Source organism: Paraburkholderia sp. BL6669N2 (genome assembly GCF_003387275.1).
GTDB lineage: Bacteria > Pseudomonadota > Gammaproteobacteria > Burkholderiales > Burkholderiaceae > Paraburkholderia.
Genome location: NZ_QUNA01000001.1, coordinates 3,789,376 through 3,813,881, shown reverse-complemented (window position 1 = coordinate 3,813,881; position 24,506 = coordinate 3,789,376). Strand labels below are relative to the sequence as shown.

At 64.0% G+C, this 24,506-nt stretch carries 28 protein-coding genes; 6 read left to right on the top strand and 22 right to left on the bottom strand.

Annotation, left to right across the window (positions count from 1 at the left end):
* Positions 1–3: 3 nt before the first annotated feature.
* Genes B0G80_RS17390 through tauA form a run of 3 tightly spaced genes read right to left on the bottom strand, consistent with a single transcriptional unit; the run spans position 4 to position 2,731 of the window.
* Positions 4–873, bottom strand: coding sequence for an ABC transporter permease subunit (locus B0G80_RS17390; RefSeq protein WP_116118780.1), 870 nt, complete (start codon positions 871–873; stop codon positions 4–6).
* Positions 870–1,667 carry a taurine ABC transporter ATP-binding protein gene (locus B0G80_RS17385; RefSeq protein ID WP_116118779.1) on the bottom strand — a complete coding sequence of 266 codons (798 nt, stop codon included), beginning with the start codon at positions 1,665–1,667 and terminating at the stop codon, positions 870–872. Before B0G80_RS17385 ends, B0G80_RS17390 begins: the two co-directional genes overlap by 4 nt.
* Before the next feature lie 41 nt (positions 1,668–1,708).
* Positions 1,709–2,731 (bottom strand): taurine ABC transporter substrate-binding protein, encoded by a 1,023-nt coding sequence (gene tauA, locus B0G80_RS17380; RefSeq protein ID WP_116118778.1) that lies wholly within the window; start codon positions 2,729–2,731, stop codon positions 1,709–1,711.
* A gap of 274 nt (positions 2,732–3,005) precedes the next feature.
* On the opposite strand from tauA, the gene B0G80_RS17375 reads away from it, so the two are divergent.
* Together B0G80_RS17375 and B0G80_RS46860 are read left to right on the top strand one after the other, a co-directional pair.
* Positions 3,006–3,452 (top strand): hypothetical protein, encoded by a 447-nt coding sequence (locus tag B0G80_RS17375; RefSeq protein ID WP_116118777.1) that lies wholly within the window; start codon positions 3,006–3,008, stop codon positions 3,450–3,452.
* A 56-nt stretch (positions 3,453–3,508) separates the two neighbouring features.
* Positions 3,509–3,643 carry a hypothetical protein gene (locus tag B0G80_RS46860; protein WP_258193327.1) on the top strand — a complete coding sequence of 45 codons (135 nt, stop codon included), beginning with the start codon at positions 3,509–3,511 and terminating at the stop codon, positions 3,641–3,643.
* 119 nt (positions 3,644–3,762) lie between these two features.
* Here B0G80_RS46860 and lipA read toward each other — a convergent pair whose 3' ends face one another.
* The 3 genes from lipA to B0G80_RS17360 all read right to left on the bottom strand — a co-directional run bounded on the left by lipA (position 3,763) and on the right by B0G80_RS17360 (position 6,041).
* Positions 3,763–4,770 carry a lipoyl synthase gene (gene lipA, locus B0G80_RS17370; RefSeq protein ID WP_106282260.1) on the bottom strand — a complete coding sequence of 336 codons (1,008 nt, stop codon included), beginning with the start codon at positions 4,768–4,770 and terminating at the stop codon, positions 3,763–3,765.
* A gap of 13 nt (positions 4,771–4,783) precedes the next feature.
* The gene (gene lipB, locus B0G80_RS17365; RefSeq protein WP_116118776.1) at positions 4,784–5,509 is read right to left on the bottom strand and encodes a lipoyl(octanoyl) transferase LipB; all 726 of its coding nucleotides are present in this window, start codon (positions 5,507–5,509) and stop codon (positions 4,784–4,786) included.
* Between the two features lie 205 nt (positions 5,510–5,714).
* Entirely contained in the window at positions 5,715–6,041 is a 327-nt protein-coding gene (locus tag B0G80_RS17360) for a DUF2917 domain-containing protein (protein WP_116118775.1), read from the bottom strand.
* A 98-nt stretch (positions 6,042–6,139) separates the two neighbouring features.
* Between B0G80_RS17360 and B0G80_RS17355 the strand changes: the two genes are divergently transcribed.
* Positions 6,140–7,108: a transcriptional regulator GcvA gene (locus tag B0G80_RS17355; RefSeq protein ID WP_106282263.1), complete on the top strand. Its 969-nt coding sequence runs from the start codon at positions 6,140–6,142 to the stop codon at positions 7,106–7,108.
* A gap of 21 nt (positions 7,109–7,129) precedes the next feature.
* On the opposite strand, the gene B0G80_RS17350 is transcribed toward B0G80_RS17355, so the two are convergent.
* The 10 genes from B0G80_RS17350 to B0G80_RS17305 form a co-directional block, all read right to left on the bottom strand.
* Positions 7,130–7,399 (bottom strand): DUF493 family protein, encoded by a 270-nt coding sequence (locus B0G80_RS17350; protein WP_106282264.1) that lies wholly within the window; start codon positions 7,397–7,399, stop codon positions 7,130–7,132.
* Positions 7,371–8,336, bottom strand: coding sequence for a D-amino acid aminotransferase (locus tag B0G80_RS17345; protein ID WP_116118774.1), 966 nt, complete (start codon positions 8,334–8,336; stop codon positions 7,371–7,373). The genes B0G80_RS17350 and B0G80_RS17345 overlap by 29 nt, the downstream gene beginning before the upstream one ends.
* A gap of 13 nt (positions 8,337–8,349) precedes the next feature.
* Positions 8,350–9,579: a D-alanyl-D-alanine carboxypeptidase family protein gene (locus B0G80_RS17340; RefSeq protein ID WP_106282266.1), complete on the bottom strand. Its 1,230-nt coding sequence runs from the start codon at positions 9,577–9,579 to the stop codon at positions 8,350–8,352.
* A gap of 319 nt (positions 9,580–9,898) precedes the next feature.
* The gene (locus B0G80_RS17335) at positions 9,899–10,543 is read right to left on the bottom strand and encodes an alpha/beta hydrolase (protein WP_116118773.1); all 645 of its coding nucleotides are present in this window, start codon (positions 10,541–10,543) and stop codon (positions 9,899–9,901) included.
* 8 nt (positions 10,544–10,551) lie between these two features.
* Complete coding sequence (locus tag B0G80_RS17330; RefSeq protein ID WP_106282268.1) at positions 10,552–10,875, bottom strand: ferredoxin; 324 nt, start codon at positions 10,873–10,875, stop codon at positions 10,552–10,554.
* A gap of 135 nt (positions 10,876–11,010) precedes the next feature.
* Complete coding sequence (locus B0G80_RS17325; RefSeq protein WP_116118772.1) at positions 11,011–12,168, bottom strand: VanZ family protein; 1,158 nt, start codon at positions 12,166–12,168, stop codon at positions 11,011–11,013.
* Between the two features lie 31 nt (positions 12,169–12,199).
* Positions 12,200–12,826 (bottom strand): ABC-type transport auxiliary lipoprotein family protein, encoded by a 627-nt coding sequence (locus B0G80_RS17320; protein ID WP_106282270.1) that lies wholly within the window; start codon positions 12,824–12,826, stop codon positions 12,200–12,202.
* Between the two features lie 58 nt (positions 12,827–12,884).
* The gene (locus B0G80_RS17315) at positions 12,885–13,847 is read right to left on the bottom strand and encodes an MlaD family protein (protein ID WP_106282271.1); all 963 of its coding nucleotides are present in this window, start codon (positions 13,845–13,847) and stop codon (positions 12,885–12,887) included.
* Between the two features lie 16 nt (positions 13,848–13,863).
* Positions 13,864–14,742 (bottom strand): ABC transporter ATP-binding protein, encoded by an 879-nt coding sequence (locus B0G80_RS17310; RefSeq protein ID WP_106282272.1) that lies wholly within the window; start codon positions 14,740–14,742, stop codon positions 13,864–13,866.
* Positions 14,739–15,872: an ABC transporter permease gene (locus B0G80_RS17305; RefSeq protein WP_116118771.1), complete on the bottom strand. Its 1,134-nt coding sequence runs from the start codon at positions 15,870–15,872 to the stop codon at positions 14,739–14,741. Before B0G80_RS17305 ends, B0G80_RS17310 begins: the two co-directional genes overlap by 4 nt.
* A 105-nt stretch (positions 15,873–15,977) precedes the next feature.
* On the opposite strand from B0G80_RS17305, the gene B0G80_RS17300 reads away from it, so the two are divergent.
* From B0G80_RS17300 to B0G80_RS17290, 3 genes are read left to right on the top strand one after another with little or no spacing between them, the layout of a single operon-like run.
* On the top strand, positions 15,978–16,871 hold the full coding sequence (locus tag B0G80_RS17300) for a biotin--[acetyl-CoA-carboxylase] ligase (protein ID WP_116118770.1): 894 nt from the start codon (positions 15,978–15,980) through the stop codon (positions 16,869–16,871).
* A complete protein-coding gene (locus B0G80_RS17295) occupies positions 16,868–17,680 on the top strand; it encodes a type III pantothenate kinase (RefSeq protein ID WP_116118769.1) in 813 nt (270 codons plus the stop codon). Before B0G80_RS17300 ends, B0G80_RS17295 begins: the two co-directional genes overlap by 4 nt.
* A 53-nt stretch (positions 17,681–17,733) precedes the next feature.
* Positions 17,734–17,973: a hypothetical protein gene (locus tag B0G80_RS17290; protein ID WP_106282276.1), complete on the top strand. Its 240-nt coding sequence runs from the start codon at positions 17,734–17,736 to the stop codon at positions 17,971–17,973.
* 91 nt (positions 17,974–18,064) lie between these two features.
* Here B0G80_RS17290 and rfaE2 read toward each other — a convergent pair whose 3' ends face one another.
* The 6 genes from rfaE2 to B0G80_RS17260 all read right to left on the bottom strand — a co-directional run bounded on the left by rfaE2 (position 18,065) and on the right by B0G80_RS17260 (position 24,457).
* Positions 18,065–18,547 (bottom strand): D-glycero-beta-D-manno-heptose 1-phosphate adenylyltransferase, encoded by a 483-nt coding sequence (gene rfaE2 / locus B0G80_RS17285; protein ID WP_106282277.1) that lies wholly within the window; start codon positions 18,545–18,547, stop codon positions 18,065–18,067.
* A gap of 153 nt (positions 18,548–18,700) precedes the next feature.
* The gene (locus B0G80_RS17280; RefSeq protein ID WP_106282278.1) at positions 18,701–19,573 is read right to left on the bottom strand and encodes a ferritin; all 873 of its coding nucleotides are present in this window, start codon (positions 19,571–19,573) and stop codon (positions 18,701–18,703) included.
* A gap of 561 nt (positions 19,574–20,134) precedes the next feature.
* A complete protein-coding gene (locus tag B0G80_RS17275; RefSeq protein WP_116119719.1) occupies positions 20,135–20,950 on the bottom strand; it encodes a PhaM family polyhydroxyalkanoate granule multifunctional regulatory protein in 816 nt (271 codons plus the stop codon).
* A gap of 96 nt (positions 20,951–21,046) precedes the next feature.
* Entirely contained in the window at positions 21,047–21,934 is an 888-nt protein-coding gene (locus tag B0G80_RS17270; RefSeq protein WP_116118768.1) for an enoyl-CoA hydratase/isomerase family protein, read from the bottom strand.
* Positions 21,935–21,981: 47 nt separating this feature from the next.
* Positions 21,982–23,217, bottom strand: a complete 1,236-nt coding sequence (locus B0G80_RS17265; RefSeq protein WP_116118767.1) for an ABC transporter substrate-binding protein — start codon at positions 23,215–23,217, stop codon at positions 21,982–21,984.
* Positions 23,218–23,473: 256 nt separating this feature from the next.
* Complete coding sequence (locus B0G80_RS17260) at positions 23,474–24,457, bottom strand: fumarylacetoacetate hydrolase family protein (RefSeq protein WP_116118766.1); 984 nt, start codon at positions 24,455–24,457, stop codon at positions 23,474–23,476.
* Positions 24,458–24,506: the final 49 nt, after the last annotated feature.

Here is a 24,506-nt window from a genome sequence, read left to right as displayed (position 1 = left end):
GCGTTATACGCGCCCTTTCCAAGGCACGAGCCGCCGCTCCAATGCACGCATGCCCAGATCGAACAGCCACGCGATCAACCCGATCAGCACGATGCCCATTACCACGACGTCGGTGCGTAGAAAGCTCGACGCGTTGAGCACCATCTGACCCAGGCCCGCAGTGGCCGCGACCATTTCCGCGGCGACCAGCGTCGTCCAGCCGAAGCCGATTGCAATGCGCAGACCGGTGAGAATCTCCGGCAACGCCGCAGGCAAAACCACATGCCGCACGATCTGCGAGAAGCGGCCGCCCAGCGAATACGCCGCATGAATCTGCTCGATGGTGGCGCTGCGCACGCCGGCGCGCGCGGCCATGGCAATCGGCGCGAAGCAGGCAAGATAGATCACGACGATCTTCGCCGTCTCGTCGATGCCGAACCAGATCACCACGAGCGGCAGATAAGCGAGCGGCGGCAATGGTCGATAGAACTCGAGCGGCGGATCGAGAAGGCCGCGCGCGACCCGGCTCACGCCCATCAGGATACCGACCGGCACAGCCGTGAGCGCGGCCAAAGCAAACGCGCCGAACACGCGCAACGCGCTCCACGCGAGATGCTCCGAGAGCGGCAAGCCACCTTGAATGCGGCCGTGCCACGCGTCGAGGAAGGCGCTCCATACCGCTTCGGGCGTCGGCAGAAATAGCGGCGGCAACCAATGCAGATGCGTGGCAAGCCACCACAATGCTGCGAGCGTCGCGACCGACAAAGTGCTGAGCGCGGCGGTCGGCCCCTCGCCCGGCAGACGCCATCCGCGCACGGGCCGCCCGGTTTGCCGCGGCCGCTTGCTAGTCTGCGCGAGCGGCGCGTCACCCAATGATTGACGCGAAGCCGTCACGACACCACCTCGTCCTGATTGCGCTCATGCAGCCGATGCACCAGCCGCTCGCGCCATTCGATGAAATCCGCCGACGACTTCACCGCGCGTGCATCGCGTGTCTGTAGAAAACGCCGTGCGAACGGCAGGTCGTAGCTATCGGCGATGCGGCCCGGTCCCGGCGTCATGACGACGAGACGGGTCGCAAGAAAGAGCGCCTCTTCGACGCTATGCGTGATGAAAAACACTGTCTTGCGTGTGCGGCCCCAGACATCGAGCACGAGTTCCTGCATCGACTCGCGTGTCATTGCGTCGAGCGCGCCCATCGGTTCGTCCATCAGCAGCACTTGCGGATCGCTGGCGAGCGCGCGGGCAATACCCACGCGCGGCTGCATGCCGCCCGACAACGCATAGACCCGCGAGCGTGCATGCGTCTCAAGTCCGACGAGTTTCAGCATGTCGAGCGCAATGCGCTCGCGCTCCGCCTTCGGCACACGCTGAAAGCGCAAACCGAGTGCGACGTTGTCGAGCACATCGAGCCACGGCATTAACGCGTACTTCTGGAACACGACGCCGCGGTCCGCGCCCGGTCCGAGCACAGGCTCACCGTTTAATCTCACTTCACCTTCAGTCGGCGGGATGAAGCCGGCGATGCAGTTGAGCAAGGTCGTCTTGCCGCAGCCCGACGCGCCCAGCGCGACCACGAACTCGCCGGGTTCGATACGCAGATCGACGTCGGCGAGCGCGACATGCGGCGCCGCGCCGCGCGCGCCTTCGTAGGCGACATGCAGTCGCCGGATTTCAAGACCGCTCATCGCCGGACCTCATGATGCCAATGGAACACGGTGCGCGACGATCAATGCGCCGCGCGCTGCACGAACTGCGGATCGACGCCGGTCGAATAGTCGGCCAACACGTTCTGGATCGTGCCTTGCGTCTTCAGAAACGCCGCGGTAGCGGCCAACGACTTCGCCGCGCCCGATTGCGCGCCGCCGCCGAGCCATGCATTCGAAGCCTGCTGCGACGGCGTTGGGAATGCGTATAACGCAAGGCTCGCCGGCACTTCCTGCGCGTTCGCGCCGGACTCCTTGGCAACCGCCTCGACCTGCGGCGACGCTGCGGTCCATGCGGACGAGTGGTCGCGGTAACTTGCGTCGGTCGCGGCGAGCACCATCACGAAGCGCGCGACGAACTCGGCGTTCTGACTAGCGAACTTGCGATCGACGACAAAGCCGTCGAAGGTTGCCTTGCCGGTCTGTTGCGCGACCTGTCCGGAGGTGATGAGCACCTTGCCGTTTTTCTTGACCTTGGCCAGGACCGGGTCCCAGATATACGTCGCGTCGATGTCGCCGCGCTCCCACGCCGCCGCGACTTCAGGCGGGCGCAGGTTGACGATCTTGACCTCGGACGGATTCACGCCGGCGCTCTGCAACGCAACCAGCGTGTGAAAGTGCGACGTCGATACGAACGGCACGCCGATCTTCTTGCCTTTGAGACCGGCGACGCTCGTTACATTGGAGCCGTCGCGTGCGACCAGCGCTTCGGCGTCGTTGATATTGTCGAGAATCCAGAACAACGAAATATCCACGCCCTGCGACAGACCCGCCGCGATCGGGCTCGAACCGGCTTCACCGAGTTGCACCGAACCGGAGGCCAGCGCGCGGATCACGTCGGCACCGCTGCCCAGCTTGCGGTAGGTGACTTTGTAGCCGGTCGCTTTCTCCACTTCACCGGTAGCCTGCGCGTAACGCCAGGGCACCACCATGTCCTGATACGCGATCACGACCTCTTTGGTGTCGGCGTGCGCCACGCAAGCAAACGGCGCGGACAATGCGAGCAGCGTAGCGAACGCGGCAAGCGGACGGAGGATGCGGTTCATCGGAAAGCCCCTTGAGCAGGTGTTGTTCGGGAGGCTTTCGACTATAGGCAGTTTATTTGCGGCCGGTTCTAATTAATCCGCGATTGCTAATCACGCTGTTTGAGCATTGCTTTTCACGTTCGGTTAGTTTGCGGCCACTGCTGCGACGGGCAGTCAGGCGGCTCCAGCGAATGATCGCGGATAGTGGCTTGTATGCGCAAGCTGGCCGTTCGGCAGATTGAGCCGCGCTTGACGCGGCGGGAATATCATTGCGTCGCTAAACCTTCGCATTCCTATGATCGATTTCGTTGGCCGCCTTAGCTGGTTACTTTTCAACGTCGGCATGCCGGTGTGCGCGCCCTTTGCGCTGCTGCCTCTGTTGAGCTTTTCGCGGTTCTATCGGCAGTCGTCCAACGGTATTGCTATACGTTCCGTGCAGAACGGTCAACTTCTCTGGGTCGTCATCTCAATGTGCGCCAGCGCGTGCTATGAAATCGGCAGCGCGTTGGGCGACGCATCGACGAACAGCAGGCTGGCTTTCATGTTGGCTGGATTGCTCTGGCATGTTCTATTTCTCGTCGTGGCATCCATCCTCGTGTCGTTCGGCGCTGCTGACTCAACGCCAAATCCCGACTATCGTCACGGCGACGAGGCACGTGAACGGAAGTTGATGTGGACATCCACGATCATGACCGCTGCAGTGGCCACCTCATTCGCCCTGTCTCATTATTCGTTAAACTAACTAAATAACAACCCTCTGAGCTATAATTTTAAGCACGTCCAACAGGGAGAACTCAAATGCCCAATCTGATCGACTACGTCATGGAGAATCGCGATGTGCGCGATCGCCTGATCGAACTGGCCGCTCCATTTTCAGTCATTGGTAGCACGATCGCCTCGATCTGCATGCTGCTCGCACGTTACTACCGGTAATTCTTCGCGGAGAAGCGCGAAACTGCGCTGCATCGGCATTCAGAATCTGACCGCCCACAAGAAAAAAGCCTGCAACGCGTGCAGGCTTTTCTAATACTGATAGCTATTAGCTAAAACGCTCAGACCACACCAGCTCCATGCGCCTGCAAATCGGCGTGGTAGCTGGAGCGAACCATCGCGCCCACGGCTGCGTGCGTAAAACCCATCTTGTACGCTTCTTCCTCGTACATCTTGAACGTGTCCGGGTGCACGTAAGAACGCACCGGCAGATGGTGCTCCGAGGGCTGCAGATACTGTCCGATCGTCAGCATGTCCACGTCGTGTTCACGTAGGTCGCGCATCACCTGCAGAATCTCTTCTTCGGTTTCGCCGAGGCCGACCATCAGACCGGACTTGGTGGCGACTTCAGGGTGCAGCGCCTTGAAGTCTTTCAGCAGCTTCAGCGAATGCGCGTAGTCCGAACCCGGGCGCGCTTCCTTGTACAGACGCGGCACCGTTTCGAGATTGTGATTCATCACATCGGGCGGCGCGGCATTCAGAATACCGATGGCGCGATCCAGACGGCCACGGAAGTCCGGCGTCAGAATTTCGATGCGCGTCTCCGGCGAAAGCTCGCGCGTCTGACGGATACATTCCACGAAGTGAGCCGCGCCGCCGTCACGTAAATCGTCACGGTCGACGCTGGTGATCACCACGTACTTGAGCTTCAACGCGGCGATGGTGCGCGCGAGATTACCCGGTTCGTCCACATCGAGCGGATCCGGTCGACCGTGGCCGACGTCGCAGAACGGACAGCGGCGCGTGCACTTGTCGCCCATGATCATGAAGGTCGCCGTGCCCTTGCCGAAACATTCGCCGATGTTCGGGCAGCTCGCTTCTTCACACACCGTATGCAGGTTGTGCTCGCGCAGAATCTGCTTGATTTCGTAGAAACGCGAATTGCCGGTCGCCGCTTTGACGCGGATCCAGTCGGGCTTCTTGAGCTTCTCGATCGGGACAATCTTGATCGGAATACGGGCGGTCTTGGCCTGCGCCTTCTGCTTTGCGGTGGCGTCATAAGCGGCGGCGGAAGCCGGCACGGCGTCAGGAGCGGGGGAAGCTGCGAGGTTCGCGGTAACGTCAGTCATTCGTTCGATCCAGTCAGGCGGTGAGGGCACCGGCCTGCGGTTGGGCGACGGCCGTGGGACTGCCGTCGAGGTTTGCCGTGAGGCGTTCTGCAAAGGTGCGGGCCACGTCGTCCCAGCCGGCGGCCACGCCAAGCGTTGCCATATCGACTGTTTCGAGCCCCGCGTAGCCACATGGGTTGATGGCCAGAAACGGCCGCAAGTCCATGTTCACATTCAGGCTCACGCCGTGATAACTGCAGCCGTTGCGGATCTTCAGACCCAGCGCCGCAATCTTGGCACCGGCGTGCAGCCCGACCTCAGGCCCGGGCGCCACGTAGATACCGGGGGCGCCCGCCTTTCGTTCTCCGGCGAGATTATACGCCGCAAGGGTGTCGATCACGGCTTGCTCGATCCGCGTGACCAGTTCGCGCACCATCAACTTGCGGCGGCGCAAATCGAGCAGCAGGTAGGCCACTACCTGCCCCGGCCCGTGATAGGTGATCTGACCGCCCCGGTCGACTTTCACCAGAGGAATACCACTGTCGGCGGCCAGCAGATGGGCGGGATCGCCCGCCTGGCCTAGCGTGAAGACCGGTGGATGTTCGACTAGCCAGATTTCGTCTGGGGTGTCGGCCGTGCGGTTGTCGGTGAACGCGCGCATGGCTTCGAAACTGGCTTCGTAGGGTTCGCTGCCACGCCAACGCAGCGTGAGCGGTGTCGTGGAGGGTGAGGGACTTGGGGAAACCGGGGTGGCGCACATGATCCCCGCAGTTTACCGAAATCTGGGAATCCCCGCCGGAGGCGGCGGGGTTGGAGGCGCCAGGTCTCTGTAGCGTGGCGGCGCCTCGAAGTACCAATTCACCTCAGCGCGGCCGCGCCGGTGGTGCCAGGCTGTGCCGGCGGCACTCGCCACGTTCCGCTGCGGCGCGCGGTTCGGCTAAACCATCGCGCCCGCAGCAGTGCCTTCAAACCGTACGCCAGCCGCCTCTTACACGCGCCACCAACCGTTCGCCGACGCGCGCAAACCAGTTCAACGCGCGCTCGTTGCAGCGTGTCGGCACTGAAAACGCCACCCTCGCTTGCCCGTTGCCCTCGGCGCTCAGCCAAAGCCGTTCACCGCGCCGCAACCGCAGCGTATGACCAGGTTGCAGCCAGTAATCTTCCGTGTCGTCGCTGCGCGTGACCCACACCGCGCCACCACGAACGACCAGCCTGGTGCTGCGCGCCACCTTTAGGGGAACTGTCTCGCCAGTGCGGATTTCAAACGCGATGCTAGAGGAAATTTCTCGCATGATGCCCTCGCAAAAAGTCGTTTCATGACTACAATCCTAGACGTAACAAGGGTTTACGCAAAACGATCTATTTTCACCTCTATGTGAGAAATATTGGCATGGATCTTCGGCAATTACCCGCCCTGAACGCAATCAAGGCATTCGAAGCCGCCGCCCGCCACGAAAGCTTCTCGCGCGCCGCCGACGAACTCTTCGTCACTCACGGCGCCGTGAGCCACCAGATCCGCGCGCTCGAAGCCGAACTCGGCGTCTCGCTGTTCGCGCGCGACGGCAAGCGTGTGCGGCTCACCGAAACCGGCCGGCGCTACGCCACGCACGTGCGCTCGGCGCTGATGGCGCTCGCCGACGCCACCCGCGAAATCCGCGCCGGCGATCGCGAGCGGCGGCTGGTGGTGTCCATGCTGTCGTCGTTTGCCGCGCGCTGGGTGACGCCGCGTGTCGGCAGCTTTATCGAGGCGCATCCGCAGTGGGACCTCGAACTGCTGTCCACGAACGCGCTCACGGACTTCGCGCGCGACGACGTCGACGTGGCGATCCGTTTCGGCTTCGGCAAATATTCGGGTCTGCATTCGGAGTTGCTGCTGGAGGAGATTTTCTTTCCCGCCTGCGCGCCGGATTTCAATGGCGGCAAGCTGCCGCAAACGCCGGCCGATCTGGCCAAAGTCCCGCTGCTGCGTTCCGACGACGAACTCTGGCGCCCCTGGTTCGACGCAGCCGGCCTCACCGACTGGCCCGAGCCGAAGCGCGGCGTGCTCTACCAGGATTCGTCGAATCTGCTGCAGGCAGCCATCGACGGCCAGGGCGTCGCGCTCACGCGCCGCTCGCTGGCCATGCCAGAAATCGCGGCGGGCCGCCTCGTGCGGCTTTTCGACGTGGATGGGCCGAGCCCGTGGCAGTACTACTTCATCTGCACGCCGCAGATGCTCGAAACCGCCCGCGTGAAAGCGTTTCACGACTGGGTGTTCGAGGAGGTGGGACGCTTCAAGCAGTTGTTCGACCAGGCTTGCGAGCTACGACCTGCCGCAAGCGCCGATCTATCGGCGAACGCATTGCACGTGACGCCGTAACACGTATTCGAACGACGGGCTTTAAAGCACCACTTTGACCATCGGATGGCCGGTGAGCGCGCGATAGATATCGTCAAGCTGCTCACGGCTCGTGGCGCGCACCGTGACAGTCAGGCCTGTGTAGTTGCCGCCGCTGGACGGCCGCGTCTCGATGCGCGAGGCGTCGACCTCGTTGTCGAACTGCCGCACCACCGTGACGATCGTCTCGGCGAACTCGGGGTGCGATTTGCCCATGATCTTGATCGGGAAATCGCAAGGAAACTCAAACAGTGACTCGTTCACGGAACTCATTCTCTACTCCTTGCTGCGCCTCGCGCGCTTGCTGGGCCTTGGCTCGCTGATACGCCGCATACAGCGCCGTAAAGACCGCACCTGGCTTGCCCTCGCCGATCGGCCGGCCATCGAGTTGCGTGACCGGCAGCACTTCCTTGGTTGCCGAACTGACGATGATCTCGTCGGCCGCGCGCAGTTCGGCCTCGGTAATCTCACGCGCCTCGAAACGGATGCCGCATTCGCCTGTCAGTTCCTCGATCAGGCCGTAGCGGATCCCTTCGAGAATCTTGTGGCTGCGCGGCGGCGCGGACAACACGCCGTCCTTCACCATCCACACATTCGACGACGACCCTTCGGTCAGCATGCCGTCGCGAAACTGGATCGTCTCGAACGCATCGTTCTCCGCGGCATATTGCGCCATCAGCACGTTGCCGAGCAGCGACACGGACTTGATGTCGCAATTGAGCCAGCGGCGATCTTCCGCCGTCACGCAACGCACACCTTGCGCGCGCTGCGCCGCGTCCGGCAGGGTCAGCGGCGTGACCATCACGAACACGGTCGGCTGGATGCCGGCCGGAAACGCGTGACCGCGTTTGGCGACGCCGCGCGTGACCTGAATATAGGCAATCGCGTCCTGATCGGCGCGCAAACCGCCGTCCACCTCGTTCGCCGCGACCACGCGCTCGATCAGCGCGCGCCAGCCGGCGTCGTCAAACGGATTGACGATGCCGATCTTGTCCACCGAGCGCGCGAGGCGCGCCAGGTGCTGCTGGAAACGGAACGGCGTGCGGCCGCCCGCGCCCCCGGTTGGCGCATACAAAGGCGCAACTTCGTAAATGCCGTCGCCGAAAATAAAGCCGCGGTCGAGAACCGGCACGCGCGCTTCGGACAACGGCACCAACTCGCCGTTCAAATAGACAATCGGATCAGGCGAAACATCGGCAACAGCGGTCATTGCAATCAGGCTCTTACTTCTTCTTGTTGAACATGAGCATCAGCGAGTCCCACACGCGGCCGACCACGCCCGCTTGCGGCACGGCCTGCAGGGCCACGATCGGGAACTGCGCGAGCACCTTGCCGTCGGCCACGAGCTTCGCGGTACCGACCTGCTGACCGTTCGCGATCGGTGCGATCAGCGGATCGATCTGCTCGATCTGCGGCTTCACCTTGTCGCCCATGCCCTTCGGCACGGTGATGTACTGGTCGCTCTTCACGCCGATCTGCACGGTGTCCTGTGCGCCCTTGTAGACACGCGGCGTGCCCACCACCTGATTCGCCTTGTACAGACGCACCGTGTCGTACGCGCTGTAGCCGTAGTTCAGCATCTTCAGGCTGTCCTGCACGCGGTCGTGTTCCTTGGTCTCGCCCATCATGACCGAAACGAGACGGCGCGACGCGTCGGTCGTGCCCGGCAGCGAACGCTTCGCGCTCGCGATCAGGCAGTAACCGGCGCCTTGCGTGTGACCGGTCTTCAGACCGTCGACCGTCGGGTCGATCCACAGCAGACGGTTGCGGTTCGGCTGCTTGATCTTGTTGTACGTGAATTCCTTGACCGAGAAAATGTTGTAGTAGTCAGGGAAGTCGCGAATCAGACGCGCCGACAACACCGCGAGGTCGCCCGCCGTGGTGTAGTGCTGCGGATCGGGCATGCCGTTCACGTCGGCGAAATGCGTGTTCTTCATGCCGAGGCGTTGCGCTTCCGTGTTCATCATGTTGACGAACTGCGACTCGCTGCCGCCAACCAGTTCGGCCAGCGCGATCGCCGCGTCGTTACCCGACTGGATGATCATGCCGTACACCAGATCGTGCACGGTCACCGGCTTGTTGGCTTCGATGAACATGCGCGATTCGTCCGTGCGCACGCGGCGCACCGCTTCGCTCGGCATGACCGTCTGTTCCATGTTGATCTTCTTCGTCTGCAGTGCTTCGAAGACGAGGTACGCCGTCATCAGCTTGGTTAGCGACGCCGGTTCCACGCGCTCGTCCGGATTGCCGGAGGCGAGCACCTGGTTGCTGGTCGCATCGACGAGCACCCACGAGCGCGCGTTGACGGCCGGCGGCGGCACTTGCGCGAACGCGGTGCTGGCGACGAGCGTGGCCGGCAGCACGACGCCGAGGGTCACGGCACGGCTAAGCGTAGAAGGAACAAAGGAAGCAACTGAAGGGAATGACGTGCGGCCGGAGGTGGAAAAACGCATAGGGTCGATTCGTGCAGAAAAATACAGCGCGCGCAGGGCGCAGAGTTTGGAAGAGCCGGTCGGCGAGCGTCTGGCCGTAAAAACGGCGCGGCGCCCATTGGACTTCCGGCCACGCGATCGGTTCGCGCAGCACGCCGGCATCCGGCACCGCTGCGCGCGAAAAGACGCTACGCGTCGCGCGAACTGCCGGATGGGCGGCGCTGCGCCCAAAAAAGAGTCGCCATTATACGCGCGCTCTCCCCGTTACTTTGCGCAAAGACCGGCGATTAATTTGCGTTTGTGCGTACCTGTACCCCGGAAAACACACATCGCGCGCCAATTACCGCCAGGCGTCGACGATGATCCGCTTCAGAACGTGCAACTTGCGATGCAGAAAATGCTCCGCCCCCGGAATCACGACAACCGGCAATTCTTGCGGCCGCGCCCAGTCGTAAACGGATTGAATGGGAACTGTCTCGTCGGTTTCGCCGTGAATCACGAGTGTATTTTCCGGCACCGGGGCGACCTCCCAGCGGCTCGCGGCCGTGCCGACCAGCACCATTCGCTCGATCTGCCGGCCTTCTTCGCGCAGTTGCGCGGCCACGTGCGACAGCACGAATGTGCCGAACGAAAAACCCGCCAGCACGAGGGGCAGATCGCTCTGACCCGGTTGAGCACGCATGTGAGCGAGCACGGCGCGCAAGTCGTCCCGCTCGCCAATGCCCGCGTCATGCTCGCCTTCCGTTTGGCCAACGCCGCGAAAATTCGAGCGATACGTCACGTAGTTCAACTGCACGAGCGTGCGCGCGAGCGTCTGCGCGACCTTGTTGTCCATCGTGCCGCCGAACAGCGGATGCGGATGCGCGACCAGCGCGATGCCGCGCGGCGCCGCGCCGTTTTCGCGCGTTTCGTCGGGCAGATCCAGCGCGACCTCGATCTTGCCGACCGGGCCGTCGATCAGATATTTTTTGGTATGTACGTTCATGGCGAGGCTTATTGATCGATTTTCAGACGCTCGACGATCTTGCCGTTCGCGAGGTGCGAGTCGACGATTTCGTCGATGTCGCTTTCGTCGACGTACGTGTACCAGATGCCTTCCGGATACACGACGAGCGTCGGGCCGAGTTCGCAGCGGTCGAGGCAACCGGCCTTATTGATGCGCACCTGGCCTGGACCGGCGAGACCCAGTTTTTTCACGCGTTTCTTCGCGTACTCCTGCATCTCCTGTGCGTTGCAGTTCGCGCAGCTTGGGCGTTCGGCGCCGGGCTCGCGCTGATTGAGACAGAAGAAGACGTGGTACTTATAGAAGGAGTCCATGATGTCCGGAGGCGAGACGGTCGTTGTGGAGAATGGCGCTGGATGCACGCGGCGCGCCAGTTGTGCGAACGATTATAACGAGCGGGGCTAGCGGTCGCTGATGCGGTCCACCGCTGCGCCACGCGCCGCGCCCCTTCACGTGTGTTTCATGCGCCGCTTGAGCCACGCCAGTTCCACCACATACGCCAGCCACACGAGCGCCGCATACGGCCAGATCCACGCGAGCCAATGCGCCAGTCCGTTGAAGTGCAGGTAACGTCCCTGCCGCCAGTCGGCGAGCACGGCATCGAAATACGGATTCACGGGCAGCAGATTGACGAACACCAGCGCGATCGTCAGCGCGACACCCGCGAGCGCGGCGCGCGATCGGCGCTGCAGGCGCAACGCGAGGAGTGCCGCGGCGGTCCCGCACACAAGACCCACCAACGCGCCAGGCGTCGCCCAGTCGAACGCGAGGCCGGACTGCGATTGCAGAAAGGTCGCGCCCGCCTTCACGCACAAGGTAATCACGATAAACAGCAGCAACAGGCGCACGCGCGGCGCAGGGCGGCGCACCGGCAACGATGCCAGCGCGAGCGCGGCGAACAGGTTGAGCGTGGTGATCACGGCTTCCCATGCGTCGTCAGGCAGCCACGCGGCGACGAGCGCCGGCCAGGCGCCGACGTGCCAGCCCGGCGGCGTCCATGCGAGCAAGGCGTCTTGCGTGGTCGAATCGAAACGCAGCCAGAGCGCGCGCGGCCAGTTGCCGAGACCGAACAGGCGCGGCGCCGGGTACATCGTCGCGAACGGCCACGCCGCGACCAGACACGCGAGCGCGGCCCGATCGCGCTCGAACCAAAGAAGCCGCACGCGCCGCAGCAAGCCGCGATCGAGCAGCGCGCCCGTCGCCGGCGACATGATCGCCGCGCCGAGCAGCGCACCGAGCGCGTTGGCGGCGAGATCGAGGTTGGAGGCGACACGCGTCGGCAAATAGGTTTGCACGGCTTCCATCACGCCGGACAGCAGTCCGCCGAGCACGAAGGCGAACGCGACCGCCAGCGTGCCGCGCCAGCGCGGATAGGCGGCGAGCACCACCAGCGCGCCGAACGGCATATAGCCGAGCACGTTGGTGACGACGTCGAACGCCGTCAGGTACTGCGGCATGGGATCGGACAGATAGGCAAACGGACCGAGGCCAAGCGAACGCCAGCCCGAAAACGGATACCACGAACCGTAGACGATCAACGCGGTGTACAGCACCAGCGCCTGCCGGGCGAGCACCGACGGACGGCGCGCCCAGGGTTTCACGCTCATGCAGCGCTCCGCAATGTGCGCTGCAAGCCGGTCATTGCGCGGCGACCAGCGCCTGCACGCCGAGCCACGCGCCGATCTGCGAGACGAGATCGTCGCTGGCGGTGGCGAGCGCCTGCGCGCCGCCGGCGGCGTCCGCCGACCTGGATGGCGCCCGTGCGATGAACGTGCGCTGACTGAGCACCTTGCCGCTTTGCGTGAGGGTGGCGCGCGCGGTGACCGCAGCGTGACTTTCGGACTGGCTGTCGAAAACCTGCTCGAACTCGCTCAGGTCGACCTTCAACACCGGCGCGGCGACGCCGTCGGCGCCGGTCAGCACCGTGCCGCGCGAACTGAGCGCGCCACGCAGACGCTGGGTCAGCAACTGCGAGGGCGTCATGGTCCAGTGGCTGTTTGCGTATGCAGCGGTCTGCTGCGCGTCGGCGTAGCTCAGGCGGTACATCAGCTTGTCCGACTCGAGCACGTCGGGCGCGCTCACATCGAGCACCTTCACGGCCGGCGACGCGCCGGCGGACGCTGCCGGACTCGGCGGCCCGAAGTCGTAGCGGATGTCCGAAAGCGCCGCCGGCGTGCCGGCGCAGCCCGCGGCGAGCACGCCGAATGCGAGCAGCACCGCCAGCGCGGCGCTCGAGGACAGGAATCGGTGAATCGAGCGTGACATGACAATCTTCCTTTCTTCAAACCTTCAGAATCATTGCTTCAACTTCATTGCTTCAACCTCATTGGGCAGCGCGCGCGGCGGGCCATTTGAAGCCTGCTTCGCCGGGGCCGGGTGCCGCACCCGGCGCGCCGAACAGCACGCTGCGCGGGCTGGTGCTGAACGTGTCGGCGGCGCGATCCACTGAGCGGGCCGCGGAGCGCACGTCTTCAGCGAGCGAGTTGACGCGCGGCAAGGTGTCGTAGCCGACCCGCGACGACAGTTCCTGCACCGCGCCGTTGATCGACACCAGCGCGTCGCCGGCTTGCTGCGCGGCCGTGCCGACCTTGTTCAGGTTGGTCTCGAACGGGCCGTTCGGCCGGTTCAGGCTGGTGATCAGCTGATTGGTCGACGCCAGCGTACGATCCAGCCGGTTGATCGTGCCGGGCAGCATCCCGGCGGCCGGCGTTATTTTCTGCGTCAGCGTAGCCACGCCGTCGGCGGCTTTCTGCAGGCTTGCAGCCGTGCCCAGCAACTGCGCGGCCATTTCCGGCGACAGCAGATTGTCGACGTCGTCCGTGACTTTTTCGAGTTTGCGCAGCAGCACGTCGCCGCGTTGCTGCAGTTGATCGAGCAAGCCGGGGCGCATCGGCAACTGCGCCACCTGTTTCGACGACGACGCCAGCGGCGTCGGATCGCGCCCATTGTCATCCAGCTGGATGAAGGCGATACCCGTGACGCCCTGAAAACCCAGGCTGCCGAACGTCGAATGGGTAATCGGCGCGTGCGTATCGACGAGGATACGAATCAGAATCTGCCCCGGATGAGCCGGATCGAACTTGATGGACTGCACCTTGCCGACGTCGAGCCCGCGATAACGCACTGCGGCGTCGGTAAACAGGCCCGTCACGTTGGTGCGCGCGATCAGATCGTACGGCACTCGCACGGAACGGTCGACATTGAACAAAAAAGCCGCCACCGCGATAGCCACCAGCAAAACGATCGTGAAGAGCCCGGCCCAGAAGGCATGTGATTTGTTTTCCATTGTCAGGTTCCCTGGTTCACAGCGGCAATTCGGACGATGCCGGCTCGAGCGCCGCCCGCGGCAGCCTCGCGCGGCGCTCCGGCGGCAGCGCCTGCAACGCGCGGCGCCCGCGCAGGCCGAGGAAATACTCGCGGATGAAAGGATGATCGACGCCCGCGGCCTCTTCCACCGGCGCGGCGACCAGCACCTTGCGATCCGCCAGCACGGCGACGCGGGTGGACAACGCGATCATCGTGTCGAGATCGTGCGTGACCATCACCACCGTCAGGCCGAGCGCGCGATGCAGCGCGGAGATCAGCTCGACGAATTCGTCCGACGCCTGCGGATCGAGCCCGGCGGTCGGTTCATCGAGAAACAGCAGTTCCGGTTCGAGCGCGATCGCGCGCGCAATGCCCACGCGTTTGATCATGCCGCCCGACAGCGCCGACGGCATTTTCGACGCATGCTTGCATGGCAGGCCGACCATTTCCAGCTTGAGCATCACGATGTCGCGCAACAGATCCTCGGGCACCTTGCCGAGTTCGCGCACCGGCTGCGCAATGTTGTCGAACACCGACAGCGACGAGAACAGTGCGCCGCGCTGAAACAGCATGCCGGAGCGGCTGCGCATCAGCAGCGCGGTTTCCGGCGAGATGGTGGCGAGATTCTCGCCGAACAGTTTGATGGTGCCCGACGAAGGGCGCTCCAGCCCGAGTATCTGCCGCACCAGCGTGGTCTTGCCGGAACCCGAGCCGCCGACGATCGACACGATCTCGCCCCGGCGCACGTCCAGATTCAGATGTTGATGCACGATGTTGCGCCCGTAGCGCTTGGTCACGTCGATCACTTCGATCACCGGCTCGGCGATCGAGGGTACGGGCTGGCCGCGCACGGCCTGAGTGAGTGGCGCGATCATCCGAGCCCCACGTTCTGGAAGAGGATCGCGAACACGGCGTCCGCGAGAATTACGATGGTAATCGAGGTCACCACCGAGGTCGTCGTGCCTTCGCCCAGACTCTGCGAATTAGCCTTGATACGGAAACCGAAATGACAGCCGACAATCGCGATCAGCATGCCGAACGCGACGCCCTTACCCAAGCCGATCCACAGATTCGCGACCGGCACCACGCCCGGCAAAGCCCGCGCGAAATAGCTCATGTCGATGCCGAGCGCGATCTTCGCGGCAAGCGCGCCGCCCGTCAGCGCGATGATGTTGGTCCACATGACGAGCAGCGGCATGGCCACGCCGAGCGCGACCACGCGCGGCAGGATCAGCCGCAGGCCATGCGGGATGCCCATCACGCGCATGGCGTCGAGTTCCTCGGTCACGCGCATCACGCCGATCTGCGCGGTGATCGCCGAACCGGAGCGGCCTGCCACCAGAATCGCGGCAAGCACCGGCCCGAGTTCGCGAATCACCGAAAGCCCCAGGATATTGACGATGTACTGGTTTGCGCCAAACAGCCGCAGTTGCTGCGCGGACAGATAACTGAGCACGATGCCGATCAGGAAGGCGACCAGCGCGGTGATCGGCATGGCTTTGGTGCCGGCGTTGTAGATGTTCGCGGATATCTCGGTCCACGGCGTGATTTTCGGTTTGCGCGCGATCGCCAACAGGTCAAGCACGACGCGCCCGAGCATCGCCACGCCGCCATACAAATGCTCGAAGAACGAGAAGATCGCGAGCCCGAGCCGCGTGAGCGGATCGAACCTGACCACCGGCTCGGCCGTTTCGCGCACGGTGTCGAGCAAGGCGATGCGCTCGAAAATGTCGCGTTGCGTGTCGGTCAGCGTAGTGTCCGGGGGCATCTTGTGGCCCCACACGCGCCACAGTGCCTGGCCGCCCACGTGGTCCATCCGGTCGATACGCGACAGGTCCCATTGACCGATGCCTTCGGCGCCGACCAGCGACCGCAGCAGAGGGATCACGTGCCCAGTGGCTCTGTCGCGCGCGAGCGCGAGCGCCGTCCACTGGCCCGAGAGCCGGACGATCTTGCCTTGGCTGCCTGCCGCGACTTCGAGGCCGGGCGGAGTGTCGTAGTTCAAGGATCGTTGAATCTGGTTATCGGATTAGCGGCCATTGTAACGAAGGCGCGGCGCCGCAACTGCGCCCGCGGACTCAACGGGTTCGCTATCGCTACAATATGATTCATGAACACGTCCAAGACTTCCCCCCAAGGCGACTGGCGCATCGACCGCGAGCGCGCCGTCGCGCTGTTCGGCCCGCACGCGCACGACTGGCCGATCGAAATCGTCGAGGAAACCGGCTCGACCAACGCCGACCTGATGACGCGCGTCAAAGCGCTGCCGCGCAAGGCCGGCGCGCTGCCGCGGCCGATCGTGCGGGTCGCCTATCTGCAAACCGCCGGGCGCGGCCGCCGCGGTCGTCCGTGGTATGCGGAGCCGGGCAATGCGCTGCTGTTTTCGGTGGCGTGCGTATTGCCGCGTCCGCTCGAAGGGCTCGCGGGCCTGAGTCTCGCGGTGGGCGTCGCATTGGTCGACGGACTGCGCTCGCTGCCGGTTGCCGGTCCCGGCCAGATCGCGCTGAAGTGGCCGAACGACGTCCTGCTCGAAGGCGACAAGCTAGCCGGCATCCTGATCGAAACCGCGTGGAGCACCGACGACGCCAGCGCGGTGGTGATCGGCATCGGCACCAACGTGAAGGGCGCAGACGAACTCGCGGCCAAAGTCGGCGCGTTGAACGCCGGCGTGCCGCCGCAGGCGCGCGGCACCGCGCCGACCGCCTTGCAGCGCGCGCTGCCCAACGCCAACCTCACCGACACGCTCGCCGCCGAACTGAACGCGCTCGAACCCGCCTTGCAGCGCTTCGGCGCTGAAGGTTTCGCGCCGTTCCAGGCACGCTGGAACGCGGTGCACGCTTATGCGGGCCGCGAAGTGGTGTTGCTGGACCAAGGCCAGGAACAGATGCGCGGGGTGGCGGCGGGCGTCGACGAGCGCGGCCAGTTGCTGCTCGACACCGCCACCGGCCGCGAGGTCGTTGCGACCGGCGACGTTTCGCTGCGTCTGGCCGACGGTGCCGCATGACGAGCGGCGCGCCTGATTTGCTGATCGACGCGGGCAATAGCCGTATCAAGTGGGCGCTGGTTGAGGCGGACGGTACGCAGATCGCGGCCGGCGCGCTGGCCCACGGCGGCGCGGATCAGCCGGACTGGTCAAACTTGCCGAGGCCGCGCGGCGCGTGGTTGTCCAATGTCGCGGGTGAAAATGTCGCGGCGCGGATTGCCGCCTTGCTCGACGCCCGCTGGCCGCAGCTGCCGCTCACCACGATCAGCGCTTCCACGCAGCAATGCGGCGTAACCAATAGCTACACCACGCCGCATGCACTTGGCAGCGACCGCTGGGCCGGCATGATCGGCGCGCATGCGGCGTTTCCCGGCGAACATCTGCTGATCGCGACATTCGGCACAGCGACCACGCTGGAGGCATTGCGCGCGGACGGCTGCTTTGTCGGCGGTCTGATCGCGCCGGGTTGGAGCTTGATGATGCGCTCGCTGGGCGAACACACGGCGCAACTGCCGACGCTCGACGCCCGCGCCGCACGCGGTCTGCTCGACGGCGGCACGTCCGATGCAGGGCGCAGCGAACCGTTCTTCGCGACGGACACGCCGCGCTCGCTGTCTGCCGGTTGCACGTTGGCGCAAGCGGGCTTGATCGAACGGATGTGGCGCGATTTGCAGGATGAATGGCAGGTGCCGGTGCGGCTCGTAGTCAGCGGCGGCGCCGTGGACGAAGTGGCGAGCGCACTGAAAGTGCCGCATACTCGCCACGATTCGCTGGTGCTGTCCGGCCTCGCGCTGATTGCTGCCGAGCGCGCCCTGGAACGCGGCAACTGAATCGCGACCAACGGCATAACGGTGGCTCAACTTCTGGACGGGGAAAACCAATAATGCTGCGCTGGCTGATCGCCATATTGTTTCTTGCCAATATGCTGGCATTCGTCGCGGTGCGCGGCGTGTTCGGCCCGACGCCCACAGCCGGCGGACGCGAGCCCAACCATCTGAATCGCCAGGTTCATCAGGAATGGCTGAAGGTGCAGCCGGTCACTGCCGCGGAGGCTGCCGACCAAGCCGTCGTAGGCGGTCCGGCGCCGGTGGCGCCGATCGCGGCATCCGCGCTTTCGCAGTAAGTCGCTCGCCGTCTTGCTGCGTGCGAAGCGCGTTTCGACTCGCGCGACGCGAGTCCTTAAGCTGGTGAGAGACTCCCGCCGCAGCCGGCCACTAGCCTTGCGTGCGCACTTTTTTCAGTAGCGCGGTCGTCGAGCGGTCGTGCTCGAAGGGAATCGCCAACGCCTTACCGCCCCAGCTTCGCACAATGGCCGACTCGGGCAACACGTCCATGTCGTAGTCGCCGCCCTTCACGAGCACGTCCGGCCGCACCGCCGAAATCAGCTCGACGGGCGTCTTCTCGCCGAAGCACACCACGTAGTCGACACTCTCCAGCGCCGCCAGCAAGGCCATGCGGTCAGCCTCGTTATTGATTGGCCGGTCGTCGCCTTTGCCGAGCATGCGCACCGACGCATCGCTATTCACACCGACGATCAGACAAGCGCCCAAAGCCTTGGCATCGGCGAGATAAGTCACGTGCCCGCGATGCAGGATATCGAACACGCCGTTGGTAAACACAACCGGCGCCTTCAGCGAGGGACGCAGCGTCACCAGTGCATCGCGCGTGAGAATCTTGCGTTCAAAAATGGCAGCCATGGAGAAATCGGAAAGGACAGGAAGGTGTCGTCACCATACACGATGGGTCGCATGAAACAAAACGGCCTGGCGCACATAAATGCGTCAGGCCGTTTTCTTTTAAACCGGTTCGCGGCGCGCGGCGCCGCAGACCGAGTCACATGCTCGCGACCCTCAGGCCGGTTGCTCCGCCGACTTCTGCTCAGCCTGCAGACGCAGAACCACTTCCTTGCGGTAGCGGTTCAATTCCTGCGCGGTGTTGAACGTGCGCTCGAATAGGATGGACAGGTTGTGCAGAATGCGCTCGACCACCTTCTTTTCCCAGCCGTCGTCGAAACGGATCTGTTCGTCGAGCCAGCGTTCCAGCCATTCCGGATCCGGCAGACGCGACTGAATCGTGTCGCGCGGGAACAGTGCCTGGTTCACGTGCAGGTTGGTGGGGTGCAGCGGTTTTTCCGTGCGGCGAGCCGAGGCCATCAGCACACCGATCTTCGCAAACGCGGCGCGCGCAATGTCGCCGGTTTGCGCCATGGCCTTCTTCATGTAGCGCAGGTATGCGCCGCCATGCCGCGCTTCGTCGCGCGAAATGGTTTCGTAGATGTGTTTGATGACCGGCTCGGTGTGCCATTCGGCCGCACGGCGATACCAGTGATTCAGGCGGATCTCGCCGCAGAAGTGCAGCATTAGCGTTTCGAGCGGCGGCGCCGGATCGAATTCGAAGCGCACGGCGTGCAGTTCTTCTTCGGTCGGGCACATTTCCGGCTTGAAGCGGCGCAGATATTCCATCAGCACCAGCGAATGCTTCTGTTCCTCGAAGAACCACACGCTCATGAACGCGGAGAAATCGCTGTCGTGATGGTTGTCACGGAGAAACATTTCCGTGGCGGGCAACGCCGACCATTCGGTGATCGCGTTCATCTTGATCGTCGCTGCCTGCTCGTCGGTCAATAGCGATGCATCGAACTTGTCCCAGGGAATGTCTTTCTCCATGTCCCATCGAACGGATTCGAGCGATTTATAAAGTTCCGGATAAAGCATGGTGTTCATAGTCCCACCCCTGTTCTGCGCATACTGTGTGTCTGTCACTACTACGTTGTAGTACTTTTGCTCACGACGAACGGGTCGCACCGTATGTGCTCCGTTTGCCGGCCAAGCATTCAATTTTACGCGGTAATCTGCCGCCTAGATGCACTGGCGGCAAAGAAGTCCAGGCGTTTGCGCATGCGCGACTAGTCCTACGTTACGCGCTGCGCGGCCAACCGTGGGTGAGGGATACCCCGTGCCTGAGGTCGAGCCAGTTTGCGATGAAAACCGCACCGTCCAGCCCTGCGCCGGTGTTGCCGGCCGCGAATGGAGCAAGGGCGGCTGGATTGGTAGTTTTCAGCGCACGCCCAAAAGCCTAATTAAGCTTACACAATGATAGCACGCTGACTTGACCGAACCCGCGCCGTAACAGTCGCAATTCCGGTGCCTGGCTGACCGTGCGCAAGAAATCGTGCGATTCGCGGAGTGTGGCGGACGATCGGGGTCAAAAGCGTGACAGACGGCGAACCTGGCCTTCTGTGTGTCTTTAATACCCGCGTCACGCCGCAGCGTTTCATTCCTGCCTTAAGTAGACTTTTTCGTGGTTTTTGGACTGGCGCTCGCGCCGCTCGTGCGCTTTGTCGCCGCAGGCGCCCGCTTCGCGGCCGGCCGCTTGGCTTCCGACTCAGCGGCTTCCGCGTCCCGCGCCTGCGGCGCGTTGGGCGCTGGCTCCCCGCCCGCTGGCGAAGCGGCCGCATCGTCGTCCGGGACAAAATCAGACGCTTCGGCGCCCGCTCCGGCGGCCGGTGGTTGCGTCATCGCGAACTGGGCGATCTGGTTGAACTGCGATTGCAGCAGATTCCACCAGGCGGATGCGTCGAACGGCGGCGTGGCCGGCGCCTCCTCTTCCCCACCCGCCGACTCCTCAGCCGACGCAGCGGCGCTCGCCGCGGCAGCCGACGCCGGCGCCGACGCAGGTGCCGCCGGATGCGGCCAACCTCTCGCGGCCGCGGGACTCGGCGCGGCCGACTCCGCCGTGGGTTGCGACATCGACGACTGCGCGAACGCGCCGAACGCGCGCAATGTTGCGAGCGTCGCGCGCTGCACTTCGAGCGCCTGAATCGCGGACTGCAGCATGCTCAGATTCAGCTTGAGCCATTGTTCGACCGCCCGCATGTCGGTGATGCGCTTGTCGAGTTCCTCGACATTGGTGAGCGGCGCCATCATGTCGGACATCATCGAGAGCGAAGGCCCGAGGCCGCCGCCGGCCGGCTGCGTGCCCGAAAAAGCCGAGCCGAACGGCGACAGCCGCATCATGCCCCACATGCGTTCGAGCATTTCAGCGGGCGGGAAACCGGGAAAGCCGGGAAAGGGCGGCGTGGAGTCAGGAGTATCGGTCATGCTTGTCGCCTCGCTGCGTAAATTGGAGAAGAAGCGGTGAAGAAGGGGCGCCGTCCCGCGCGCGTTTTTTTCGATCATACCGTGCGGGAGGCGGCCTCAGGAGCGCTCGCCGCCCGTTGCGCCGCCGTTCGACGGCCGACCGAGCCACGGATCGGCGCCGCCGAAATCCGGCGCGCGCCGCTCGCGCAGCGAGTTGACGCCTTCGCGCACATCCGGCCCGGCAAAGCCCATGAATTCGAGCGCGAGCGAGGTATCGAACGCCGGCCCCGCCGAGCGCAACCAGTTGTTCAACGCGTACTTGGTCCAGCGAATCGCCGTTTGCGAGCCGTTGGCCAGCTTCTGCGCGACCTCGAATGCCTTGGGCAGCAGATCGTTTTCGTCGACGGCGAGCGAGACGAGGCCGATGCGTTCCGCCTCTTCGCCGCTCACCGGCTCGCACAGCATCAGGTAATACTTGGCCTTTGCCATGCCGCACAGGAGCGGCCAGACGATCGCCGCGTGATCGCCGGCGGCCACGCCCAGACGCGTATGGCCGTCGATGATCCGCGCTGTCTTCGTCGCGATCGAGATGTCGGCGAGCAGCCCCGCCACGAGCCCGGCACCTACCGCCGGTCCGTGCATCGCCGATACAACAGGCTTGCTGCAATTGATCACGTTGTAGACCAGATCGCGCGCCTCGCGCCACACCCTCGCGCGTACATCGAAGTCGGTGGCCATGTCTTCGACGAGTTGCAGGTCGCCGCCCGCCGAAAAGCCCTTGCCTTCGCCGCGAATGATCGCCACACGCGTGTCGGGATCGCGGTCGACGTCGCGCCAGATTTCCGCGAGTTCGAAATGCATGCGCGCGTTGGCGGTAGCGAGCGCGCTCTTGTTGGCGCCCTCACCGCTCATCACGACTTCGAGCACGCCATGCGGATGGCGATGCAACTGAAGCGACTGGTAGTGCGCGTAGAAGGCGTCGTTACGGTGTGGTGCCTGAGACATGATGAGCAATCCGTATATCGGTGTTCGTTGAACCGTGCAGCGTTCATTCAACGCGGCTGATAAACCCACTTCGCATTCTTGATTTCGACCATCACACGCGCCCGCTGATCGAGCCCGAGGTGATCCGTGGCGCTCATATTGACGACGCCATTGGTATCCGCGAGACCGCGGGTCGCTTCGAGCGCATCGCGCAGCGCGCGGCGAAATTCCGGCGTGCCCGGCGCGCCGCTCTTCAACGCGATCGGCACGGCGTTGTTGAGCAACATGCCCGCGTCCCACGTGTACGAGCCGAACGCCGAGACGCTGCCCGCGCCTCGAACCGCTTCGAAGCGCGCGATGTAGTCGAGCGCGAGCCGCTTGGCCGGATGATCCGCGGGCAATTGCGCGGCGACCAGCACCGGACTCGCGGGCAGGAAGGTGCCATTGCAATCGGCGCCGCACACGCGCAGGAAGTCGTTATTCCCGACTCCGTGATTGTGATAGATCAGGCCTTTGTAGCCGCGCTCCCTCAGTGTCTTCGGCGGCAAGGCGGCGGGCGTGCCGGCCGCGCCCACCACGACCGCGTCGGGGTGCGTCGCGAGAATCTTGAGAACCTGGCCGGTCACGCTCGGGTCGGTGCGATTGAAGCGCTCGCTCGCCACCATGTCGATGTGATGCAGTTGCGCGAACTTCGCGACCTCGGTATAGAAGGTCTCGCCGAGCGCGTCGGCCTGACCGATGAACGCGATGGTTTTGACGCCGTGCAGGCTGGCATGTTCGGCAATCGCCGACGCCATCATCGCGTCGGTTTGCGGCGTCTTGAAGACCCAGTGGCGTTTCGCATCCACCGGCTCGATGATTTTCGCCGACGAGGCCAGCGAGATCATCGGCGTTTGACCTTCGGCGACCACGTCGATCATCGCCAGCGAATTCGGCGTGATCGACGACCCGATGATCGCGTCGACGTGATTCTCGGAGATCAGCTTCTTGGTGTCCTGCACGGCCTGCGTGGTATCGGATGCATCGTCGAGCACGATGTATTCGACGCTCTGACCGCCGATCTGTTTGGGCAGCAGCGCGACCGTGTCGCGCGCGGGAATGCCGAGCGACGCGGCCGGTCCGGTGAGCGACAACACAAGGCCGATTTTCACTTGCGCCAATGCGACGCCGGGCAACACGCTGGCAAGCGCGGCGCATAACGCGACGGCGCAGCGCGCTAGGTGATCGCGCAAGGGCGTCAGGCGCGAGTAGCTGGACGCGCGAGCGCGCCCGGTTTCGGGTTCAAGGAATTCGATTCGCGGCATGTTGTCTCCTCACGTCGGTTTTTCGTTTTGATGTACCGCCGATGTCCCGGCTCATGCCCTACTCACGTGCCGTTCACACTCGGCTACGCGACAGTCCTGCGACGGACCCGCAGTCAGCCACCCCGGCCATGCCGTCGCGCCAGTCAGTGTAGCCGCGCGCACTCGCCGCGGCATCGGGCGAAACCCTTTCGAATCGGAACGAAGCACGCGAATGCGGACGTGACCGGCAAGCCGCGTTCCGCACAACAGCGGTGCGTCAATCCAGCGGCGCAATGCCTTGGTCGATCGAACCGAAAATCGACTTGCCCGCTTCGTCGAACATTTCGATTTTCACCGTATCGCCGTACTTCATGAACTCGGTCTGCGGCGCGCCGTGCTCGATGGTTTCGAGGCAGCGCTTCTCGGCGATACAGCAATAGCCGCGCTTGGCGTCCTTGTTCGACACCGTGCCCGAGCCGACAATCGCGCCCGCGCGCAGATTGCGCGTTTTCGCGGCGTGCGCGATCAACTGGCCGAAGTGGAACACCATGTCCGTGCCGGCATCCGGCTGGCCGACTTTCCTGTTGTTCCAGTGGACGATCATCGGCCGATGCACGCGGCCTTCGCGCCAGTGTTCGCCGAGTTCGTCGGGCGTCACCGCGACCGGCGCGAACGACGTCGCCGGCTTGCTCTGGAAAAAGCCGAAGCCTTTCGCGAATTCGGCGGGAATCAGATTGCGCAGCGACACGTCGTTGACGAGCGTGATCAAACGCACGCTTCGGAGCGCCTGGTCGGGCGTGGCGCCCATCGGCACGTCGGAGGTGATCACGGCGACTTCCGCCTCGAAGTCGATGCCGAATGCTTCGGATGCGCACAGTACGTCGTCTTTCGGTCCGATGAAGTCGTCGCTGCCGCCCTGATACATCAGCGGATCGGTCCAGAACTCCGGCGGCATTTCCGCGCCGCGCGCGCGCCGCACCAGTTCGACATGGTTCACATACGACGAGCCGTCGGCCCACTGGAACGCGCGCGGCAGCGGCGCCATGCATTCCTTGGCGTCGAACGGAAAAGTGTTGCGCGCGCGGCCCTGATTGAGCGCGTCATAGAGATCCTGCAATTGCGGCGCGTAGAAGACCCAGTCGTCGAGCACGCGTTGCAAGGTGGGCGCGATCGCGTCGGCGACAGCCGCGGTGTGCAGGTCGCGGGACACGACGATCAGTTGACCGTCGCGCGTGCCGTCCTTCAGCGTGGCAAGTTTCATAGAGGAATGAACCGTGTTAGTGACGATAGAAGGAATCTATTCTACGATG

Coding starts and splice junctions, on each gene's coding strand:
- B0G80_RS17385 (WP_116118779.1), bottom strand. CDS start 1,667: ATGAGCGGTCTTGAAATCCGGCGACTGCATGTCGCCTACGAAGGCGCG.
- tauA (WP_116118778.1), bottom strand. CDS start 2,731: ATGAACCGCATCCTCCGTCCGCTTGCCGCGTTCGCTACGCTGCTCGCA.
- B0G80_RS17375 (WP_116118777.1), top strand. CDS start 3,006: ATGATCGATTTCGTTGGCCGCCTTAGCTGGTTACTTTTCAACGTCGGC.
- B0G80_RS46860 (WP_258193327.1), top strand. CDS start 3,509: ATGCCCAATCTGATCGACTACGTCATGGAGAATCGCGATGTGCGCGAT.
- lipA (WP_106282260.1), bottom strand. CDS start 4,770: ATGACTGACGTTACCGCGAACCTCGCAGCTTCCCCCGCTCCTGACGCC.
- lipB (WP_116118776.1), bottom strand. CDS start 5,509: ATGTGCGCCACCCCGGTTTCCCCAAGTCCCTCACCCTCCACGACACCG.
- B0G80_RS17360 (WP_116118775.1), bottom strand. CDS start 6,041: ATGCGAGAAATTTCCTCTAGCATCGCGTTTGAAATCCGCACTGGCGAG.
- B0G80_RS17355 (WP_106282263.1), top strand. CDS start 6,140: ATGGATCTTCGGCAATTACCCGCCCTGAACGCAATCAAGGCATTCGAA.
- B0G80_RS17350 (WP_106282264.1), bottom strand. CDS start 7,399: ATGAGTTCCGTGAACGAGTCACTGTTTGAGTTTCCTTGCGATTTCCCG.
- B0G80_RS17345 (WP_116118774.1), bottom strand. CDS start 8,336: ATGACCGCTGTTGCCGATGTTTCGCCTGATCCGATTGTCTATTTGAAC.
- B0G80_RS17340 (WP_106282266.1), bottom strand. CDS start 9,579: ATGCGTTTTTCCACCTCCGGCCGCACGTCATTCCCTTCAGTTGCTTCC.
- B0G80_RS17335 (WP_116118773.1), bottom strand. CDS start 10,543: ATGAACGTACATACCAAAAAATATCTGATCGACGGCCCGGTCGGCAAG.
- B0G80_RS17330 (WP_106282268.1), bottom strand. CDS start 10,875: ATGGACTCCTTCTATAAGTACCACGTCTTCTTCTGTCTCAATCAGCGC.
- B0G80_RS17325 (WP_116118772.1), bottom strand. CDS start 12,168: ATGAGCGTGAAACCCTGGGCGCGCCGTCCGTCGGTGCTCGCCCGGCAG.
- B0G80_RS17320 (WP_106282270.1), bottom strand. CDS start 12,826: ATGTCACGCTCGATTCACCGATTCCTGTCCTCGAGCGCCGCGCTGGCG.
- B0G80_RS17315 (WP_106282271.1), bottom strand. CDS start 13,847: ATGGAAAACAAATCACATGCCTTCTGGGCCGGGCTCTTCACGATCGTT.
- B0G80_RS17310 (WP_106282272.1), bottom strand. CDS start 14,742: ATGATCGCGCCACTCACTCAGGCCGTGCGCGGCCAGCCCGTACCCTCG.
- B0G80_RS17300 (WP_116118770.1), top strand. CDS start 15,978: ATGAACACGTCCAAGACTTCCCCCCAAGGCGACTGGCGCATCGACCGC.
- B0G80_RS17295 (WP_116118769.1), top strand. CDS start 16,868: ATGACGAGCGGCGCGCCTGATTTGCTGATCGACGCGGGCAATAGCCGT.
- B0G80_RS17290 (WP_106282276.1), top strand. CDS start 17,734: ATGCTGCGCTGGCTGATCGCCATATTGTTTCTTGCCAATATGCTGGCA.
- rfaE2 (WP_106282277.1), bottom strand. CDS start 18,547: ATGGCTGCCATTTTTGAACGCAAGATTCTCACGCGCGATGCACTGGTG.
- B0G80_RS17280 (WP_106282278.1), bottom strand. CDS start 19,573: ATGAACACCATGCTTTATCCGGAACTTTATAAATCGCTCGAATCCGTT.
- B0G80_RS17275 (WP_116119719.1), bottom strand. CDS start 20,950: ATGACCGATACTCCTGACTCCACGCCGCCCTTTCCCGGCTTTCCCGGT.
- B0G80_RS17270 (WP_116118768.1), bottom strand. CDS start 21,934: ATGTCTCAGGCACCACACCGTAACGACGCCTTCTACGCGCACTACCAG.
- B0G80_RS17265 (WP_116118767.1), bottom strand. CDS start 23,217: ATGCCGCGAATCGAATTCCTTGAACCCGAAACCGGGCGCGCTCGCGCG.
- B0G80_RS17260 (WP_116118766.1), bottom strand. CDS start 24,457: ATGAAACTTGCCACGCTGAAGGACGGCACGCGCGACGGTCAACTGATC.